Source organism: Rhodoferax sp. ZS1R8, from assembly GCF_056521325.1.
Map to the genome: position 1 here is coordinate 318787 of NZ_JBWMBA010000003.1, position 17645 is coordinate 336431.

The window sequence follows — 17645 nt, forward strand, 5'->3', positions numbered from 1 at the left end:
GGGCCTCATCGGATCTTGGCCGCTTCAAGCTCCATCTGCGCAACCAGCTCCTGCATCTGGTCCACAACGGCTTGCACGGTCTCGCGCTTGGATAGGTCAACCCCGGCCTTTTGCAGCTGTGCCATCGGGTGGTCATTGCCACCGCTACCCAGCAGTTCCAGGTAGCGTGCGGTGGCTGCCGCGCGGGATGCGGCGTCGCCGGTAGTCATGTCCTTGAACAGCTTGGCCGACGACGCAAAGCAAGTGGCGTACTGGTAGACGTAGTACGGCGAGTTGAAAAAGTGCGGGATGCGCGACCAGGTGTACTTGTAGGCATCGTCTATCGTCACCGAGTCGCCGTAATAGGTCTTCAGCAGATCCAGGTAAATGCCGTTCAACACGGCGGCGGTTACCGGTTTACCCTGCTCCACCAACTTGTGGGCCTGCAGTTCAAAATCAGCAAACAGCACCTGGGTGTAGAAGGTGCCGACGATGGAATCCACCGCATGCTGCAGCAACAGGAAACGTTCCTTGGGGTCGGTGGTACTTTCCAGCAGCTTGTTCAGCAAAAAGCGCTCGTTGGTGGTCGACGCTACCTCAGCAACAAAGATGGTGTAGCTGGACGTCACATACGGTTGCTTCTCATACGACAGGATGGTGTGCATGGCATGGCCACCTTCATGCGCCAGCGTGAACAGCGCGTTCTGCGTGTCGTTGTGGTTCAGCAGCATGTAGGGCCCTACGCCATAGACGCCACCCACATAGGCACCCGAGCGTTTGCCATCGTTCTCGTACACGTCGATCTGCTGGCCAGACAAAAACTTCTGGTACTTGGCCGCATAGTCTGTACCCAGTGGTGCCATGGATTGCAGCACCGTCTCCTTGGCATCGTCGTACGGGTAGGTGGCCGTGGTCTTGTAGATGGGGATGGAACCGTCGTACAGGTGGTAGCTGTCCAGGCCCAGCAGCTTCTTGCGCAGTTTGGAATACCGCTGCAGCGGCGCGGTACCCGCGCGCACAGTGTCCACCAGCGTCTTGACGACATCGGTGGGCACCGCATGCCCGTCCAGCGCGGAGTCCAATGTTGTCGGGAAGTTGCGCGCCTGCGCGGTGAACCAGCCCTTTTGCATGACACCGTTGTAGATGGCGGCGTAGGTGTTGGACGTTGCCGCATAGGTGGCCAGGAAAGCCTCAAACGATTTGGCGCGGTCGGCCTGCACATAGTTGGTCTGCAGCACGCCCTGGTAGGTGCCGGGTGACAGCGTGATCTCCTTCCCGTCGGACAGCGTCACCTTGGGAAATTTGATGTCGGACGTCGACAGCTCCTGGAACGTGGCCTTGGGCGTGTCGTTCAGACGCGACGCAAACGACAGCAGTTTCTCGCCCTGCTCGTCCAGCACATGGGCCTGCTGGCGGTAGTTGTCCAGTATCGTGAACTTGTAGGGCGCAAGCGCCGGCGTGTCGCGTATCCACTGTTCCACGGTGGCCTGCGGAATCTTCAGCAGCTCGGGCGTGAACCACGCCGTGGCCGTGCCGAACTTGGCAAACACCGCGCCCACGCGCTGGAACTTGCCTGCCACCTCCTGGTTGCGCGTCTCCACATCGCGCTGCAGCTGCGGGTAGCGGTAGACCTTGTACTGCAGCATGCCGATCTCGTCAAAGGCCTGGTAGGCGCTGAGCAGCGCGGCAGGGCCGTTCTTCAGCGTGCCCTTGCGCGCGGCAAAGGCGTCCATCTTGGCCTCGGTGGCCTTCATCGCAGCCTCCCACGCGTCCCAGCTGGCGTAGATGGGCGAGAAGTCCCACTTGTACTGCGCCGCGATGTCGGCACGGTTTTGCGTCGCCGGCTTGGGCGCACTGGCGGCCAGCGCAGGGCTTGCAAACAACAAATGGACAGATGCGGCCACGGTGCCGAGCAACAGGTTTTTCATAGTGGAATGACCTTAGAAGGGGTGGAATAGAAAAGGCCGCTCGTAAGCGGCCCGGATCACGGTTCTATTGCCTACTTGCTGCCAGGGATCTTACCTTCCACACCCTTGACGTAGAAACCCAGGCCGCCGAGGAATTCATCGTCGGCTTGCTTGTCCTTGGCGATCTGTTCCTTGCCAGTGTTGTCAACAATCGGCCCCTTCCAAATCACGAAGGAACCGTCGGCCAAACCCTTCTTCACCTCTTCGACCTTGGCCTTGGTGTCGGCAGGCACGTCTTCAGCAATCGACACGATATCGATCGCGCCCTCTTTGACGCCCCACCACGCCCTGCCAGTCGCCAACTTGCCTTCCAGTGCATCGCGGGTGGTCTTGATGTAGTACGGGCTCCAGTTGATGATGCTGGACGCCAGGTGGGCTTTGGGGCCATAGGCGGTCATATCAGAATCCCAACCAAAGGCGCGCTTGCCCTTGTCTTGTGCGGTCTTCAGCACGGCGGGGGAATCGGTGTTCTGGAACAGCACATCGGCACCCGCGTTGATCAGGCTGGTGGCGGCTTCGGTCTCTTTCGGTGGGTTAAACCACTCGTTGACCCACACCACCTTGGTCTTGATCTTGGGGTTGCTGCTCTGCGCACCCAGCGTGAAGCTGTTGATGTTGCGGATCACCTCGGGAATTGGCACCGAAGCGACCACACCCAATGTGCCAGTCTTGGTCATCTTGCCGGCAATGATGCCGGCCATATAAGCGCCTTCGTAGGTGCGGCTGTCATAGGTGCTGACGTTGTCGGCGGTCTTGAAGCCAGTGGCATGCTGAAAGTGGACGCCCTTGTTGTCAGCCGCCACCTTGAGTATGGGTTCCATGTAGCCAAAGGTGGTGCCGAAGATCAGCTTGTTCTTGCCCTCGGTGGCCATGTCGCGGATGACGCGCTCGGCATCGGCCGACTCGGGCACGTTTTCCACGAACGATGTCTTGATCTTGTCGCCGAATTCCTTTTCCAACGCCAGGCGGCCCTTGTCATGGGCAAAGGTCCAGCCGCCGTCGCCCACAGGGCCGACATAGGCAAACGCGATCTTCAGCGGCTCGGGCTTGGGCGCGGGCGCCGATGCTGCCGGCGCGGCGGGCGCAGGCGTTACTGCCACCGGCTCTTCCTTCTTGCCGCAGCCAACCAGTGCAGCGCTTGCCACGGCCGTCAGGGCTGCAATCTTGAGTAATGCGCGTTTTTGCAAATCTGTCATGTCAGTTCTTTCTAAGAAACTTGGGTTGCGGAAGAATCAGCCGGATAGCTGCAGAAAAATCTAGGCGCCGGGGTAAAACGGTTTGCCCATGGCAGCCGGCATATTAATGCGAATCCAGCGCGGGTTGCGGGATATCAGGGCCAGCACCACGATGGTCGCTACATAAGGCAGCATGCTGAGGAACTGGCTGGGCACTTCCACCCCCGCGCCCTGCAAGTGAAACTGCAACATCGTCACCCCGCCAAACAGGTAGGCTCCAAGCAATACCCGTGCCGGGCGCCATGTGGCAAAGGTCGTCAGCGCCAGCGCGATCCAGCCCTTGCCAGACACCATGCCCTCCACCCACAGAGGCGTGTAAATGATGGAGATGTAGGCGCCCGCCAGGCCGCATAGTGCGCCACCCACCACCACAGCACCCAGGCGTATCCAGCGCACGGGGTAGCCCAGCGCGTGGGCAGACTCAGGGCTTTCACCGACGCTGCGCAGCACCAGGCCGGCCCGTGTGCGGTACAAAAACCAGATCAGCGCGAACGCAAACAGCACGGTCAAATAGACCAGCGGATGCTGGCGAAACAGTGCCGACCCCACCAGCGGAATGTCCGACAGAAAAGGCACGGCAAAGCTGGGCCGCTCCGGTATCTTGGCCTGCACATAGGCGATGCCGGCAAACGCCGAGAAGCCCGCACCAAACAGGCTAAGAGCCAACCCGGTGGCATATTGGTTGGTGTTGAGCCAGATCACCAGCACGCCGAATACGGCCGCCATCAGCGCGCCGGCGCCCATGCCGGCGGCAAAGCCCAGCGTGTCGCTACCGGTGGCCACCACCGCGGCGAAACCGGCTATTGCCGCGCACAGCATCATGCCCTCAGCCCCCAGGTTGACGATGCCCGCCTTCTCGTTGATCAGCAGGCCCAGGGAAGCGATGGCCAGCACGGTGCCAGCATTCAGCGTGGCGGCGATTAACAGTGCGTAGGATTCCATTATTTTGCGGCTCCCAGTTGTGCCGCAACCGTTGCCCGTGATGGCGCAGCGGCGCGCACCCAGCGCAGACGGTAGTTGACCAGCGTGTCACAAGCCAGCAGCGAAAACAGCAGCAACCCCTGGAACACGCCGGTCAGCGATTTGGGCAGCCCCAGCCGGCTTTGCGCCAACTCACCACCGATGTAGAACATGCTCATCAGCAGCGCCGAAAACACCATGCCCACCGGGTGCAGCCGCCCGACAAAAGCCACGATGATGGCGGCGAAACCGTAGCCCGCTGGCACATACGGCGTCAGCTGGCCAATGGGGCCCGCCACCTCCAGCGCACCGGCCAGGCCAGCCATGCCGCCCGAGATCAGCAGCGCAGTCCATAGCGCGCGGCGTGACGAAAAGCCGGCATACCGCGACGCGGCGGGCGTCAGCCCGCCCACCTGCTGCGCAAAGCCGGACCGCGTGCGGAACAAAAATACCCAGATGCCGGCCACGCCCAGCAGCGCCAGGATAACGCCAATGTTGACCCGCGAGCCATCAAACAGCCGCGGTATGCGCGTGATGGCGTCAAAGCTCTTGGTCTGCGGAAAGTTGTAGCCCTGGGGGTCTTTCCACGGACCAAACACCAGATAGCCCAGCACTTGCACCGCTACATAGACCAGCATCAGGCTGACCAGGATTTCATTGGCATTGAAGCGGTCGCGCAGCAGCGCGGTGAGCCCTGCCCAGGCCATGCCGCCCAGCACACCGGCCAGCAGCAGGGCCGGCACGATCCAGCCGCCGGTGGTCTTGTCGGCCAACAGCGCCACACCACCGGCCGTGATGGCGCCCAGGATGTACTGCCCCTCGGCACCGATGTTCCACACATTGGAGCGAAAGCACACGGCCAGGCCCAGCGCGATCAGCAGCAAGGGCGTGGCCTTGACCACCAGCTCACCCACCGCGTAGCCGCTCTTGATAGGTTCCCAAAAGAAAACCTGCAGGCCGCGCACAGGGTCCTTGCCCAACAGCGCAAATAAAATCACACCGATGACCACGGTGCATACCAGCGCCAGCAACGGAGAGCCGTAGCTCCAGCGCTGCGAGGGTTGGGGCCGCGCTTCAAGCTTGAGCATGGGCCAGTTCCTTCGCAATATGCAGAGGTGTCCGAACTTCTTCCCATAGCCCGCTCATCCATTCACCAATCTTCTCCACAGTCGCCTCCGCTACCGGTACCGAGGGCGACAGCTTGCCCCGTGCAATCACGTGCATGCGGTCACAGACCTCAAACAATTCGTCCAGCTCTTCGCTGACCACCAGCACGGCGCATCCCGCATCGCGCAGTGCCAGGATCGCGCCGCGGATTTGGGCCGCGGCACCTACGTCCACACCCCAGGTGGGCTGCGACACGATCAACAACTTGGGTGCAGCATCAATCTCGCGGCCCACAATGAATTTCTGCAAGTTGCCGCCCGACAGCGAACGCGCCGCTGCACCCGGGCCATTGGCCTTGACCTTGTATTCCTGTATCAGCCGCGCGGCATGGGCCTCCAGCTTGCGCACGCGTATCCAACCACCGGCAAAGCGCGGCATGGATATGGATTCGGTACGCGTCAGCAACAGGTTGTGCGCCAGGCTCAGCGTGGGCACGGCACCACGGCCCAGGCGTTCCTCGGGCACAAAGTGCAGGCCCATGGCGCGGCGCTTGCCAGGGTGCATGTGCGAGACATCGAGATCGCTCCCGCAACTTTGCATATGGATGCTGCCCCGCGGCGCACGGCAGTCTTCACCCGACAGCGCGTACAACAGTTCTTTCTGCCCATTGCCGGACACACCGGCAATGCCCACCACCTCACCGGCCCGTACCTGCAGGTCGATACCGTCCAGGTCCACGCCAAACTGGTCTTCGCGCGCCAAGCGCAGACCCCTGACATGCAACACGGCTGCGCCAGGGTTGCGCGCGGCACGCTGTAGCAGTGGCGGCTCGGCACCGATCATCAGCCGCGACAAAGATGCGTTGGTCTCCTGCTGTGGGTTGCAGACGCCGGTGACCTTGCCGCCGCGCAGCACCGTGCAGGCCGTGCAGAGTTCGCGGATCTCGTGCAGCTTGTGGCTGATGTACAAAATGCTGCAGCCTTCAGACGACAGCTTTTTCAGCACGACGAACAGCTTCTCTACGGCCTGCGGCGTCAGCACGGAAGTAGGCTCGTCCAGTATCAGCAGCTCGGGCCGGGTCAACAGCGCGCGGATGATTTCCACACGCTGCATCTCGCCCACGCTCAGCGTGTGCACCGGGCGCTGCGGGTCAATGTCCAGCCCGTACTCCGTGGCCTTGGCGACGATGCTGGCCGTCACATCCGCCAGCGAGCTGCGGGTCAAGCCCAGCCACACGTTCTCGGCTACGGTCATCGTGTCGAACAGGTTGAAGTGCTGGAACACCATGCTGATGCCATTGGCCCGTGCCTCCTTGGGGTTGCGGATATGCATCTCCTGGCCGTTGAAGAGCACGCGGCCTGCGTCGGGTTTGACCGAGCCATAAATGATCTTCATCAGCGTGGACTTGCCGGCACCGTTTTCACCCAGCACCGCATGGATTTCGCCAGGCATCACGGTCAGCGCGACATCGCTGTTGGCAATAACGCCGGGGTAGGCCTTGGTGATACCGGTGAGTTGGAGTCTGGGTGGGGGGCTTGTCATGGTGCCGTTGGTTCTCGCGTTGTGCCTCGTTCTGGGTCTCACTCTTTTTTCAATGCCGCCGCCACCGATTTCACACAATCCCTCAGCCATCGGCTGGATGCAGATGTGTGCGTGCGCGCATGCCAGAGCTGGTAATACATCAGCCGTGGGAAGACGATAGGGCACGGCAGGATTGTGACCGGCAGCGTTTCGGTAAACCGTTCGCAGTACTGGCGCCCGGTCGTCATGACCAGCAAGGTTGATGCCACCATGGCCGGAATCTGCCCAAAGTACGGGCAGCGCGCGGCGATATGGCGGCGCAGGCCCAGGCTGCTCAGGTGCTCATCGATGACGCCCTTGGCCCCAGGATGGGTTGCACCCGGCGCTATGTGGTCGGCCGCCAGCCAGGAGGCCTCGTCCCAGCCGCGGCGTACGGCAGGGTGCTTGTTGGATACCAGGCACACGACCTCGTCGCCAAACAGGCGGCCCAGGTGCAATTCATCCGGCGGCTCGGACCAGTTGCCAATGACCACATCGACCTCGCCCTGAGCCAACTGTGCACGGTAATCCGCGCTACCGGAGAGCGACAGGATTTCGATCTCGGCCAGCGGAGCGAGTGACTTGATTTGCGTAACCAAGTGGGGCAGGAACGCCGGGTCCAGATAGTCGCTGGCCGCCACGCGGAAGGTGTTGCGCGCTGTGGCAGGCTCAAACCCCTTGGCGTCGGAGAACAGCATCTCTGCGGCACGCAAAATGCTGGCGCTGGGCTCGAGCATGCGCAGCGCCACATCGGTGGGCACCATGCCGGAGCCCGAGCGCACCAAGAGCGGGTCTCCCGCAAAATCGCGCAGCCTTTTGAGTGCACTGCTTACCGCGGGCTGGTGCATACCCAGGCGGATGGCGGCTTTGGAAACGCTGCGTTCAGTCAACACGGTGTGGAGGACCCTTATCAAGTGAAGGTCTATCTTGTCTAACAGGGAATGGTTTCTCATACGGTGTTGTCGATTTGTGTCATATCCTAAGGAATATGGTGTGCAGCTGCCACCCGATTTACCCTCACGGATTAAGAAATGCCCATGAAGTCAATGCACACCCAACCCCTGAGATTTGTCAGACGCGGAGAGATTGTCAGCCTACCCGCCGTGGACACCAACCGCACGCTGCTCGAAGTGTTACGCGAAGACTTGCACAGCTGCGGCACCAAGGAAGGCTGTGGTGAGGGTGACTGTGGCGCATGCACCGTGGTAGTGGCCGAGGCAGACGGTTCGTCACTCAAATACAGCGCTATCAACAGCTGCATCCGCTTAGCGCACTCCATCGATGGCATGGCGGTGTGGACAACCGAAGACATCTCTTTGAACAGCGACAACCCCGCCGCCGGGCCGCCCCAAGGCGGGGACGGCCCCCTCGGGGGGCAGCGACCCGCGCAAGCGGCGGAACGTGGGGGCCAACGTCTTCATCCCGTGCAGCAGGCCATGGTGGAATGCCACGGCTCGCAATGCGGCTTCTGCACACCCGGTTTTGTCATGAGCCTGTTTGGCCAGTACCAGAGCAAGACCTGCAAAGGCCAGCCCCTCACACGCGCAGATGCGCAGGGCGCGCTGTCGGGCAACCTGTGCCGCTGCACCGGCTACCGGCCTATACTGGATGCGGCAGAGGCCATGCAGACGCTACCGGTTGCGCACATCGACGAATCCAAAGTGCTATCGAATTTGGAGCAGCTTACGCTCATTCCGCGAGGGCTAGCGGCCGATTCTTCATATATGCTGCCCGCCAGTCTGCCCCAACTGCTGGCAGACCGTGCGGCTCACTCCGATGCCCAGCTGGTGGCCGGCTGCACCGATGTAGGTCTGTGGATCACCAAGATGCACATGCAGTTTGACAAAGTGCTGGATGTGACCCGGGTGGCCGAACTGCGCCGCGTGGAAGCCCACGCTGACCACACCGCAATCGGTGCGGCCGTCACGCTGACCGATGCCTTTGCCGCGCTGGTGGCAGACCGCCCGCAACTGGCCGAGTTCGCCCACCGTTTTGCCGGCCTGCCGGTGCGCAACAGTGGCACGCTGGGCGGCAACGTCGCCAATGGGTCACCGATTGGCGATTCGATGCCGCTGCTGATTGCACTGGGCGCCAATGTGGTGCTGATGCGGCAGAGTGGCACCAGCATCGCCCACCGCGAGCTGCCGTTGGAAAACCTGTACACCGGCTACCGCAAGAACGTGATGGCGCCCGACGAAGTGCTGGCGTGGATCAAGGTGCCCAAGGCTACGGAGAACGAATTCAGCCGTGTCTACAAGATCTCCAAGCGCTTTGAAGACGATATTTCCGCGGTGTGCCTGGCCATCCACGTTCAGCTTGCCGACGGCCAAGTGCGCAGTGCATCCATTGGCGCCGGTGGCGTGGCGGCTACACCAGTGCGCGCCCGCCAGACCGAGGCGGCACTGATCGGCCAGCCTTGGACGCAGGCCACGATCCAGCAGGCCATGCATGTTCTGCGCGGCGAGTTCACGCCCATCTCGGACATGCGGGCCTCGGCGGCCTACCGCAGCACGGTGCTGGGCAACCTGTTGCAACGCTTCTGGCTGGAGAGCCAAGGCACGGTGGCAACCGATGTGCGCAGCCTGGAGGTATTGGCATGAGCACAGCCCAACCCGCATCCGGCGTCAGCCGCCCCCATGAGAGCGCCGCTGCCCAGGTGGCCGGTGGCGCCACCTATATCGACGACATTCCCGAGGTGCGCGGCACGCTGCAGGCCGCGCCCATATTGTCCAACGTGGCGCATGGCCGCCTGCTGGGTGTGGATGCCGGCGCGGCACTGGCCATGCCGGGCGTGCGCGGCGTCATCCTGTCGCGTGACATTCCCGGTGACCCCATGCTGGCCTCGTTTGCCGGTGACGAGCCGGTGTTTGCGATGGACACGGTGCAACACATCGGCCAGGTGGTCGGTCTCGTCGTTGCCGTCACGGTAATGCAGGCACGCCGCGCCGCGCGAAAGGTCCAGCTCAACATCGAAGCCCTGCCCGCAGTGCTGACCGTGCAGCACGCACTGGCTGCGCAGAACTATGTGCTGCCACCGGTGTACGTAAAACGTGGCGATGCATCCGCAGCCTTGGCCCGCGCACAGCACACGCTCAGCGGCGCGCTGGAGGTTGGTGGCCAGGAGCACTTCTATCTGGAAGGCCAGGTGGCCTACGTGCTGCCGCAGGAGCAAAACCAGTGGTCGGTCTACTCCAGCACCCAGCACCCCGGCGAGGTGCAACACTGGGTCTCGCACGCGCTGGGCATAGACAGCCACGCCGTCAAGGTCGAATGCCGGCGCATGGGCGGCGGTTTTGGCGGAAAGGAAACCCAGGCTGGGCATCTTGCGGTGTGGGCTGCAGTCGCCGCGCACAAGCTGCAGCGCCCGGTCAAGCTGCGCCTGGACCGCGATGACGACTTCATGGTCACCGGCAAACGCCACCCGTTTGCGTTGGAGTACAGCGCGGGTTTTGACGACACGGGCCGCCTGACCGCACTGAAACTGATGATGGCCGCCAACTGCGGCTTCAGCGCCGACCTGTCCGGCCCGGTGGCCGACCGCGCCATCTTCCACAGCGACAACGCCTACTACCTGCAGGATGTGGACATAGCGTCCTTCCGCTGCAAGCTCAACACACAAAGCCACACTGCCTTCCGCGGCTTTGGCGGGCCACAGGGCGTCATCGCCATCGAGGCTGTCATGGGCGATATTGCGCGCCACTTGGGGCTAGACCCGCTGGATGTGCGCATGCGCAACCTGTATAGCGACGAAGCCATTGCCGGCACGGACGCCCGGCGCGACACCACCCACTACGGCATGCGCGTGGAAGACAACATCCTGCAGCCGCTGCTGACTCAGTTAGAAAGCACATCCAGCTACCGGCAACGCCGCGCGACTATTGCCGAATGGAATGCCAGCAGCCCGATCCTGAAACGCGGCATCGCCATCACGCCGGTCAAATTCGGCATCAGCTTCACCGCCACGCTGTTCAACCAGGCCGGCGCGCTGGTGCACGTCTACACCGACGGCAGCGTGCAGGTCAACCACGGCGGCACCGAAATGGGTCAGGGCCTGAACACCAAAGTGGCGCAGATTGTGGCTGACGAATTGGGCGTGCCCTACCACCGCATCCTGTGCACGGCCAGCGACACCAGCAAGATCCCTAATGCATCGGCCACCGCCGCGTCGGCCGGTACCGACCTGAACGGGCGTGCCGCCCAGTTTGCGGCCCGCCATGTGCGCGACAACCTGGCGGCATTCGTCAGCGGGATGGATGCCTGCGGTGCAGGGGCCGTGCGCTTTGAACATGGGCAGGTGGTATCACCCACCAGCACGCGCAGTTTTGACGATGTGGTGAAGATGGCCTATGCCAACCGCATCCAGCTGTGGAGCGATGGCTTCTACCGCACACCCAAGATCCACTACGACAAGGCCACGCTGACCGGGCGACCGTTTTACTACTTTGCCTACGGTGCGGCGTGCACCGAGGTGGCGATTGACACGCTGACCGGCGAGAGCCGGGTACTGAAGGTGGACATCTTGCACGACGTGGGCCGCTCTATCAACCCGGCCATCGACATCGGCCAGATCGAGGGTGGCTTTGTGCAGGGCATGGGTTGGCTGACCACCGAACAACTGGTGTGGAACGACAAGGGTTATCTCAGCACCCATGCGCCCAGCACCTACAAGATCCCGACCGCAGGCGATGTGCCCCAGCACTTCAAGGTAGACCTGTGGCCCGAGCCCAACCGCGAAGACAACGTCTTCGGCTCCAAAGCCGTGGGCGAACCGCCCTTCATGTTGGCCATCAGCGTGTATGAGGCGTTGCGGGAGGCCATCGCGTCAGTGCAGTGCAACAGCGAACCCGTGCGCCTGACGGCGCCTGCTACGGCTGAGAATGTGCTCAGGGCGCTGCCGGAGTGAAGTTTTGACTGGGCTGCTTTAGTTTAGGTTTGTAGGATGCCCGCCCGCGCAGGCAAGCCAATGGCGCCACGATCACCCATGAAGGGTGGGCGTCGTACAAGCCTCGGGGGAGGAAACCGCGGCGAGTGCCAATACTGGTTGAGGCCGCTACAAGACTATGGCGATTGGATGCGAAACAACGCAGCTGGAACGGGCAACGGCGCCCCCCATTGCAGGCGCACCAGGTTCAGATCGACGAACCAGTTGGTGAGAAGCAGGATACGGCGGCGTGAATGCAGGCCCTTGAGAACACTTTTGCACCGTATGGCAACACCCATCCCCGCCAACTGCTCTGGATACACAGCCGACCGGCAATTGACCCCAGTGATGCTTCCGCGGGCCATCAGGGTGGCCCCTGCATTGATGGTGGCGCGCGAATGGCCTGGCCCCGCACCAAGGTCTCCAGAATAACCATGGCCGCGCCACAGTGCGTGCAAACGAAGGTCGGGCGAACCTCATTCACTTCAGTTTCGGCGCCAACCTGAGAGGCTTCGGTGATAACCGCCGACGCAACGCCGAGCAACTCGTAGTCCTTCCATCGGAAGGTCACGCCACGCTCGTCCAGCGCCACTAAACGGGAATTGGCAATCGCCACCCGGTGCGTGTAGCGCGACAGATAGGCCAGCACGGCTGCAGGCCCGGCAAACGGGCGCTTGGCGTACACCACCCATTCACAGGTGCGCAGTGGCGCCAGCCACTGCGCAAAGGCTTGTGGATCGGCAAGGCCTGCACTGTCACCAAAGAACTGCAACTCGCCCAGGCTATGCGCTTGTGCCAACGCTTCAATAAACCGACGCCGAAACAAACGCGACAGCACCCGCACCGACAGGAAGAAGCCCGGCTTGCAGGACACCCAGCGCTGGCCGTCCAAGGACAAACCCCCACCGGGCACGATCCCGTGCACATGGGGATGGTGCGTCAGCGCCGAACCCCAGGTATGCAGCACCAGTGTGGCCCCGACCTGTGCGCCCAAGTGCTTGGGGTCTGCGGCAATGGTGGTCAGCTTCTTGTGGCCCAGCATCACCTGGATCACACGGATATCGACCTTCTGTTCCAGCAAATGGGTGGCAAAGCTGTGACGCAGGGTATGCATGGACACACGCTTGTCGATGTGGGCCAGAGTTGCCGCTTCATGGATGGCGCGGTTGAGTTGCCTGGCGGTCAACGCCTCGATAGGGTCCCTCCCAGGGAACAACCAACCGCCGTCAAGCATCTTGCCCTGGGCGCGTGCCACACGCCACCAGACCCGCAGGCGCTCCAGCAATATGGGCGAGAGCATGGCGTAGCGGTCCTTGCTGCCTTTTCCCTGTTCCATGCGCAGCGTCATGCGCTCGCTGTCGATGTCCGTCACTTTGAGCGCAACCACTTCGCTGACACGCAGTCCGGTGCCGTAGGCCACCGATAGCGCAGTCTGGTGCTTGATGTGGCCCACCGCGCCCAGCAGTCTGGCCACTTCCTCGCGGCTCAGCACCGTAGGGAGTTTCTGGGGCACGCGAACTGACTGCATTCTGGCCATCACGTCAGCGCGGCCCAGTGTGACGTCAAAGAAGAACGTCAACCCGGTGATAGTGGCGTTGAGCGTGATGGGGGACGTGCCGGCGTCGACCATATGCAGCTGGAACCGGCGCAGGTCTTCGGCGCTGGCCGTATCGGGTGACTGCTTGGTGAATGCTGCAAGCTTGTAGACGGCGCGAATATAGGCGGCCTGGGTCTTGGGCGCGAGTTGGCGCATACGCATGTCTTCGAGCATGCGTAGGCGCAACGGTGATACCGGATGGTTGGGTGATTGCATGGCTGTGCTCCTGTTGTGAAACGAGGCCAATTGCCTCATTGCACAACATAGGCATGCACAGGTGCCTAGCGCAAACTACATGCGCTGGCGTGGGGACTACCGCGGGAGCGGTTTAGTCCGCAGACACTGAGCGGTAGTGGCGATTTGCGATCTGGCTCCTCCGGACCGGACATTGGCAACCGAAGATCGACGGGCTGCAATGTGGTGAGCACTTCGTCAAACCGAGCACCGGCCATAGGCCCACAGCGGGCGTAGAGATTTACGAACTGATCGCTCCATCGCTGACGTTGGCGCGCGCACGTACCGGCACACGGCCGCCGCTGTGGGGGCGGTGATGAGCAGACGGATGAAGGGGGAATCAAGAGGGTTTTTACATGGGCTCACGGGTGATCAAAGCTGCCATGCTGGTCTCCGGGCGGCTGAAATTCCGATCCACTGATTTACTAGCGTCTCTTGTAGTGACGAATATGCAATACCTGCCACAAGCTTGCAGTAGAAAACTCCACCAATGTATCGCCTGCCAAAAGCAAGAAACGGACGCGATCAGAGTTGGTGGCTTCAGCCCCCTCGCACTGCATCAGAATTTGTTCGTAATTGCTTTTCGAATCAAATGGACCGTAGGCGGGTACCGCCGCGTCTTCAGGTTTTCGAATATGACCGATACCCGTCTCGTACAAACCATTGTGGGCTTTCGTTCTATTGATTGGCTCATAACCAATGCCTGGCCATTGTCCGCCGCTCCTGCGCAATAGACAGCGATTGACGTCCGGCAGTTGATCACGTTCGCTCAGTCCTGATTTAAGAGTTTTTGAATTTATGCTGATCCGAGTGGATTCGCCATCGCTGCTAATTTTCGCAAGGCCTTGGATGTCTTCTTCTACCGCCTTCCAATCGATATAGTGCTCTTCAAGAACCCAATCTCCAGTCAAGGCAGTACCCACTTCGTATGAGGCGCTGACCATACCCTGCGGAATAAATTCGTGATGTCCGATGCGCTGGAGAAGGAAAATGCCCCAGCGCGGATCATCTTGAAGGTAGCCATCGATTGCCTTCTCGTTGGCACTCAAAAGCTCTCGTAATTCCGCTTCAAAGTCTTTGTCAATTTTGAAAAAGTCTTGCGGGATTTTATTGGACGGGTTACTCACATCAATTCGGATCACATTCCGATCCTCTTCGAAATTTCGAATAGGGGTCCCAAAGTAGTAATGCCTGTTGGCAAACGAGCCAACAGTGGGCCAAGAGCGCCAGTAACCGCTGTGCGCATAGGGCTCGACCATCGATTTACCCCAAGTTAGTTGGGTGCCTTTAAGTGGATGGCGATTGAGTGAAAGTTCAGAGTATCCCGGCATATTCGGGTCGAGTGATTTAAACGTGAACATGCGCTGAGCCTCTTGATGCGCTGCTTCAATGAGTGCCCAGCGCCGAAAGTCTTTTAGGGCAGCTTCACTTTCGACAATGCTGCAACACGCTGCAATTGTGAAATCAACTCCAAATGCCCCGTGCCGAAAGGCCTCTAACACAGCGGTTCTATTGGATTGCAGCTGGTTATTGGAAGTTGGTGGATGTGGTGTATTTATTTCCTTGCTGTAATCGAATGCGGGTGCAAAACCAATTTCTTTTAATCGTTTTGCCGCCATGTCTCTGCGCTGCGGTTTAGCATCGCAGGTGGACTCAATGTTGCTGCGATCCAAGACGGGCGTTGTATCGCACTGTCGCAAAATCACCTCGGCAACGCGATCCCCGCTCTCCATCGCTTTTGTGAGCCGTGGCAACCACTCGCTGTTGAAGGTATGAAAGGCCGTTGTATAGGCTTTAAATTTTTGCGCGATGGCCTCGCTACAGGCCTGTGCCGCGGCCTCTTCCTGCTTGATAGATTCATTTTTCAGCACCAGCGCTTCCGGGCTAAGCGTGACGCTCGTATCCTCTTCGTCACCCTCGGGATAGCATGAGTCTGTATCTTCGCTGGCTTGTAGTGGCTCCAACCTTGCAATGGCTTGGCGTAACTGCAAGACATCTACAAAGAACTGCGAAGAATCAGTTTTCTTCAGTGATAGAAAACTATCCGACACCCAGGAATAGGTCTTTATTGCCCAGCTTCGCAGATTGCTGATATTGGTTGCTGCACCGTAAAAGAGGCATATTGAGAAGAGTAGCAGGGCAAGTGACCGAATATTTTTGCGCATGCTTTAACTTTAATTTGTTCTGACGTCTGGCTGGTGGTGGGTTGACCGACCCGCATCTGCCTTTGCCCATGTGCGGCGCAGGTAGGCAGGGCAGCCCCGCATATTAATGAAGTCGCTTTGATCCACCGCTTCGTCTCCAGCCTGAATGGGCATTTAAACTTTCATGTGGGCGTGGTCGATGGGGTGTATGAGAAAGTGGCGGGTGACCTCTGTACTTCCCGGAAGCGGTCGTTTTTGACCGACTGTTATCGCCCCGAAGCGGTGACGATAACAGACGCATTGCACAGGTCCACTTCGCTCCGAAGCAGTCGTGACGATTGGGCTAACCAGACCGCCGCAGCGTGATGGCGGCTGGGTCACAATGAAATGGAAGCCCGGACAACTGCATGCAGTGGGGGGGTCCGGTTGAGCGAAGTATTCGGAGTCGCCGTGCGGCGCAGCGATGAGTTGCTCATTCCGCTTTCCAGTTCCAGTCTGCGGCAACGATGTGGACATCTATTCCCGACACCTCGAGAAGCTTGGCGAACGGAATTGTGTGATCTGAGCCGCAGACAAACAGGCAGGGCCATTCGTTGAGTGTGAGAAGTTCCTGCATCCACCAAGCTTCTCGCCTGCGATAGCCCCTGGCTAGTTCTTCTGCCACTTGCTCTTCAGTCGGCTGAGTATTCGGCCAGCCCCTCAGTCGAATTTGACTCTCTTGAAGTATGCCAAGCGACGCGTTCTGCCCGATTGACGGGTCGCAGTATTTGTGCGGAAAGCCCAGTTCAGCCGCGAGCGATTCAAGAACGGTTCTTGATAGAGATTTTCCAGATAGGGCGTCGAGACTGTGTTCCTCGGCTATGGCTCGGATGTCGTTTTCCCTGGCGCATCGCCGTAGCAGAGTCTCAAATGCGCCGTGCGAAGCTTCAGGGAAGCAAGGCTGACGCTCCTGATAGCGGTGGTCAGTTCCAATGAGAAACACTGAGCGAGTGGAAGGGTGCATCTGCGACGCCAAACGACAAATCAATGGTTAACTGTAGTCGATCAGGCCGTGACACCAGATGTCGGCATCCGCCCCAACCCGGATGCGCTCACCGTATCCTGCACTGCCGGTAGAACACAGTGACCCAACTCCAGCACTCAAGAGCCTAACTTCCCATAACGCTGGAAATCAGAAAGGTACAGAACAAATCTCTTGCCGGAAACTTCTATCGGAAAATACAACTGATAGCTTCCCTTCTCGCCATGAAACCTGTAGTTTGTGTTGCCAGCAACAAATACAGAACTCAGGTATTCGCGTTCAGTTTGGGTGGCCGAGAAAATGTAGGAAACCTTGTCACTCTCCTCCTTGTCATCGTGGTACTCGCGACCACCAAATGCTAAAAACACTTGCTTGCCGTTAATTGACTCCGGGACCACTAGCATTACCTCGGGGAAGTTCTTGTCTATTTTCTTGACGACCTTTAGCACCCCTGCCGACTTCTTGGCGTAGTCCAGGGAAAATCTATAGTCCGCCAACATGGCCAGTGAGTCTTGGTTCTCAGAAACGAGCTTTTCTGCCGCACTAATCAGCACCTCTTTTTTACGTTGCACAGAAAACTCATTGCCAACAAACAAGACAGCGACGATGAGTATCAGCGAGAGCGCTGCAGCGCCTACCCGCAGGCGACTCGATTTTGTGTCATTCGTTGGCAACGCATGCTGGATTCCGAGGGCCGCCGAGATCTTTGACAGGTTTGCCATGACATTAAGGACCATTGCGCCCCCAAGTATTGCGAATATTCCCAACAGACTGAGATAGAAGGTCTCAGTCATGCGTTCCCGGAAGACTTTCAAGTCAAACACGGTGATGGTCAAAAAGATAACGATCCAGTACGTCAGTGCCACGGTGGCATAGACCGCTATTCGGTTCGTGTTTTTGATCAAAAAGTCGTGGTTCAT

General features: G+C 59.9%; 12 protein-coding genes and 1 pseudogene. 2 read left to right on the forward strand and 11 right to left on the reverse strand.

The features are described from left to right. Positions 1-5: 5 nt before the first annotated feature. The 6 genes from pepF to AC097P_RS12430 all read right to left on the reverse strand — a co-directional run bounded on the left by pepF (position 6) and on the right by AC097P_RS12430 (position 7761). Complete coding sequence (gene pepF, locus AC097P_RS12405) at positions 6-1907, reverse strand: oligoendopeptidase F (RefSeq protein ID WP_479610726.1); 1902 nt, start codon at positions 1905-1907, stop codon at positions 6-8. Positions 1908-1978: 71 nt separating this feature from the next. Beyond that, on the reverse strand, positions 1979-3142 hold the full coding sequence (locus AC097P_RS12410) for a BMP family ABC transporter substrate-binding protein (protein WP_479610727.1): 1164 nt from the start codon (positions 3140-3142) through the stop codon (positions 1979-1981). A gap of 60 nt (positions 3143-3202) precedes the next feature. Then, positions 3203-4123: an ABC transporter permease gene (locus AC097P_RS12415; RefSeq protein WP_479610728.1), complete on the reverse strand. Its 921-nt coding sequence runs from the start codon at positions 4121-4123 to the stop codon at positions 3203-3205. After that, entirely contained in the window at positions 4123-5229 is a 1107-nt protein-coding gene (locus AC097P_RS12420) for an ABC transporter permease (RefSeq protein WP_479610729.1), read from the reverse strand. Before AC097P_RS12420 ends, AC097P_RS12415 begins: the two co-directional genes overlap by 1 nt. Further along, entirely contained in the window at positions 5216-6790 is a 1575-nt protein-coding gene (locus AC097P_RS12425) for an ABC transporter ATP-binding protein (protein WP_479610730.1), read from the reverse strand. Before AC097P_RS12425 ends, AC097P_RS12420 begins: the two co-directional genes overlap by 14 nt. Before the next feature lie 38 nt (positions 6791-6828). Beyond that, positions 6829-7761 carry a LysR family transcriptional regulator gene (locus tag AC097P_RS12430; RefSeq protein ID WP_479610731.1) on the reverse strand — a complete coding sequence of 311 codons (933 nt, stop codon included), beginning with the start codon at positions 7759-7761 and terminating at the stop codon, positions 6829-6831. 93 nt (positions 7762-7854) lie between these two features. Here AC097P_RS12430 and xdhA point away from each other — a divergent pair, with 93 nt between their 5' ends. Both xdhA and xdhB read left to right on the forward strand, forming a co-directional pair. After that, positions 7855-9408 (forward strand): xanthine dehydrogenase small subunit, encoded by a 1554-nt coding sequence (gene xdhA, locus AC097P_RS12435; RefSeq protein WP_479611068.1) that lies wholly within the window; start codon positions 7855-7857, stop codon positions 9406-9408. Next, positions 9405-11711 (forward strand): xanthine dehydrogenase molybdopterin binding subunit, encoded by a 2307-nt coding sequence (gene xdhB, locus AC097P_RS12440; protein WP_479610732.1) that lies wholly within the window; start codon positions 9405-9407, stop codon positions 11709-11711. The genes xdhA and xdhB overlap by 4 nt, the downstream gene beginning before the upstream one ends. 382 nt (positions 11712-12093) lie before the next feature. Here xdhB and AC097P_RS12445 read toward each other — a convergent pair whose 3' ends face one another. The 5 genes and pseudogenes from AC097P_RS12445 to AC097P_RS12465 all read right to left on the reverse strand — a co-directional run bounded on the left by AC097P_RS12445 (position 12094) and on the right by AC097P_RS12465 (position 17645). Beyond that, positions 12094-13266, reverse strand: a complete 1173-nt coding sequence (locus AC097P_RS12445; protein ID WP_479611069.1) for an IS91 family transposase — start codon at positions 13264-13266, stop codon at positions 12094-12096. Positions 13267-13287: 21 nt separating this feature from the next. After that, positions 13288-13581 (reverse strand): annotated as a pseudogene (locus AC097P_RS12450) (phage integrase N-terminal SAM-like domain-containing protein); the annotation flags it as partial. 404 nt (positions 13582-13985) lie between these two features. Continuing rightward, entirely contained in the window at positions 13986-15725 is a 1740-nt protein-coding gene (locus tag AC097P_RS12455) for a hypothetical protein (protein ID WP_479610733.1), read from the reverse strand. A 451-nt stretch (positions 15726-16176) separates the two neighbouring features. After that, a complete protein-coding gene (locus AC097P_RS12460; protein ID WP_479610734.1) occupies positions 16177-16707 on the reverse strand; it encodes a hypothetical protein in 531 nt (176 codons plus the stop codon). 137 nt (positions 16708-16844) lie between these two features. Further along, entirely contained in the window at positions 16845-17645 is an 801-nt protein-coding gene (locus AC097P_RS12465) for a hypothetical protein (RefSeq protein WP_479610735.1), read from the reverse strand.

Excerpts from the sequence above, each read along its gene's own strand:
- pepF (WP_479610726.1), bottom strand. The coding sequence starts at position 1,907 with ATGAAAAACCTGTTGCTCGGCACCGTGGCCGCATCTGTCCATTTGTTG.
- AC097P_RS12410 (WP_479610727.1), bottom strand. The coding sequence starts at position 3,142 with ATGACAGATTTGCAAAAACGCGCATTACTCAAGATTGCAGCCCTGACG.
- AC097P_RS12415 (WP_479610728.1), bottom strand. The coding sequence starts at position 4,123 with ATGGAATCCTACGCACTGTTAATCGCCGCCACGCTGAATGCTGGCACC.
- AC097P_RS12420 (WP_479610729.1), bottom strand. The coding sequence starts at position 5,229 with ATGCTCAAGCTTGAAGCGCGGCCCCAACCCTCGCAGCGCTGGAGCTAC.
- AC097P_RS12425 (WP_479610730.1), bottom strand. The coding sequence starts at position 6,790 with ATGACAAGCCCCCCACCCAGACTCCAACTCACCGGTATCACCAAGGCC.
- AC097P_RS12430 (WP_479610731.1), bottom strand. The coding sequence starts at position 7,761 with ATGAGAAACCATTCCCTGTTAGACAAGATAGACCTTCACTTGATAAGG.
- xdhA (WP_479611068.1), top strand. The coding sequence starts at position 7,855 with ATGCACACCCAACCCCTGAGATTTGTCAGACGCGGAGAGATTGTCAGC.
- xdhB (WP_479610732.1), top strand. The coding sequence starts at position 9,405 with ATGAGCACAGCCCAACCCGCATCCGGCGTCAGCCGCCCCCATGAGAGC.
- AC097P_RS12445 (WP_479611069.1), bottom strand. The coding sequence starts at position 13,266 with ATGGCCAGAATGCAGTCAGTTCGCGTGCCCCAGAAACTCCCTACGGTG.
- AC097P_RS12455 (WP_479610733.1), bottom strand. The coding sequence starts at position 15,725 with ATGCGCAAAAATATTCGGTCACTTGCCCTGCTACTCTTCTCAATATGC.
- AC097P_RS12460 (WP_479610734.1), bottom strand. The coding sequence starts at position 16,707 with ATGCACCCTTCCACTCGCTCAGTGTTTCTCATTGGAACTGACCACCGC.
- AC097P_RS12465 (WP_479610735.1), bottom strand. The coding sequence starts at position 17,645 with ATGAACCACGACTTTTTGATCAAAAACACGAACCGAATAGCGGTCTAT.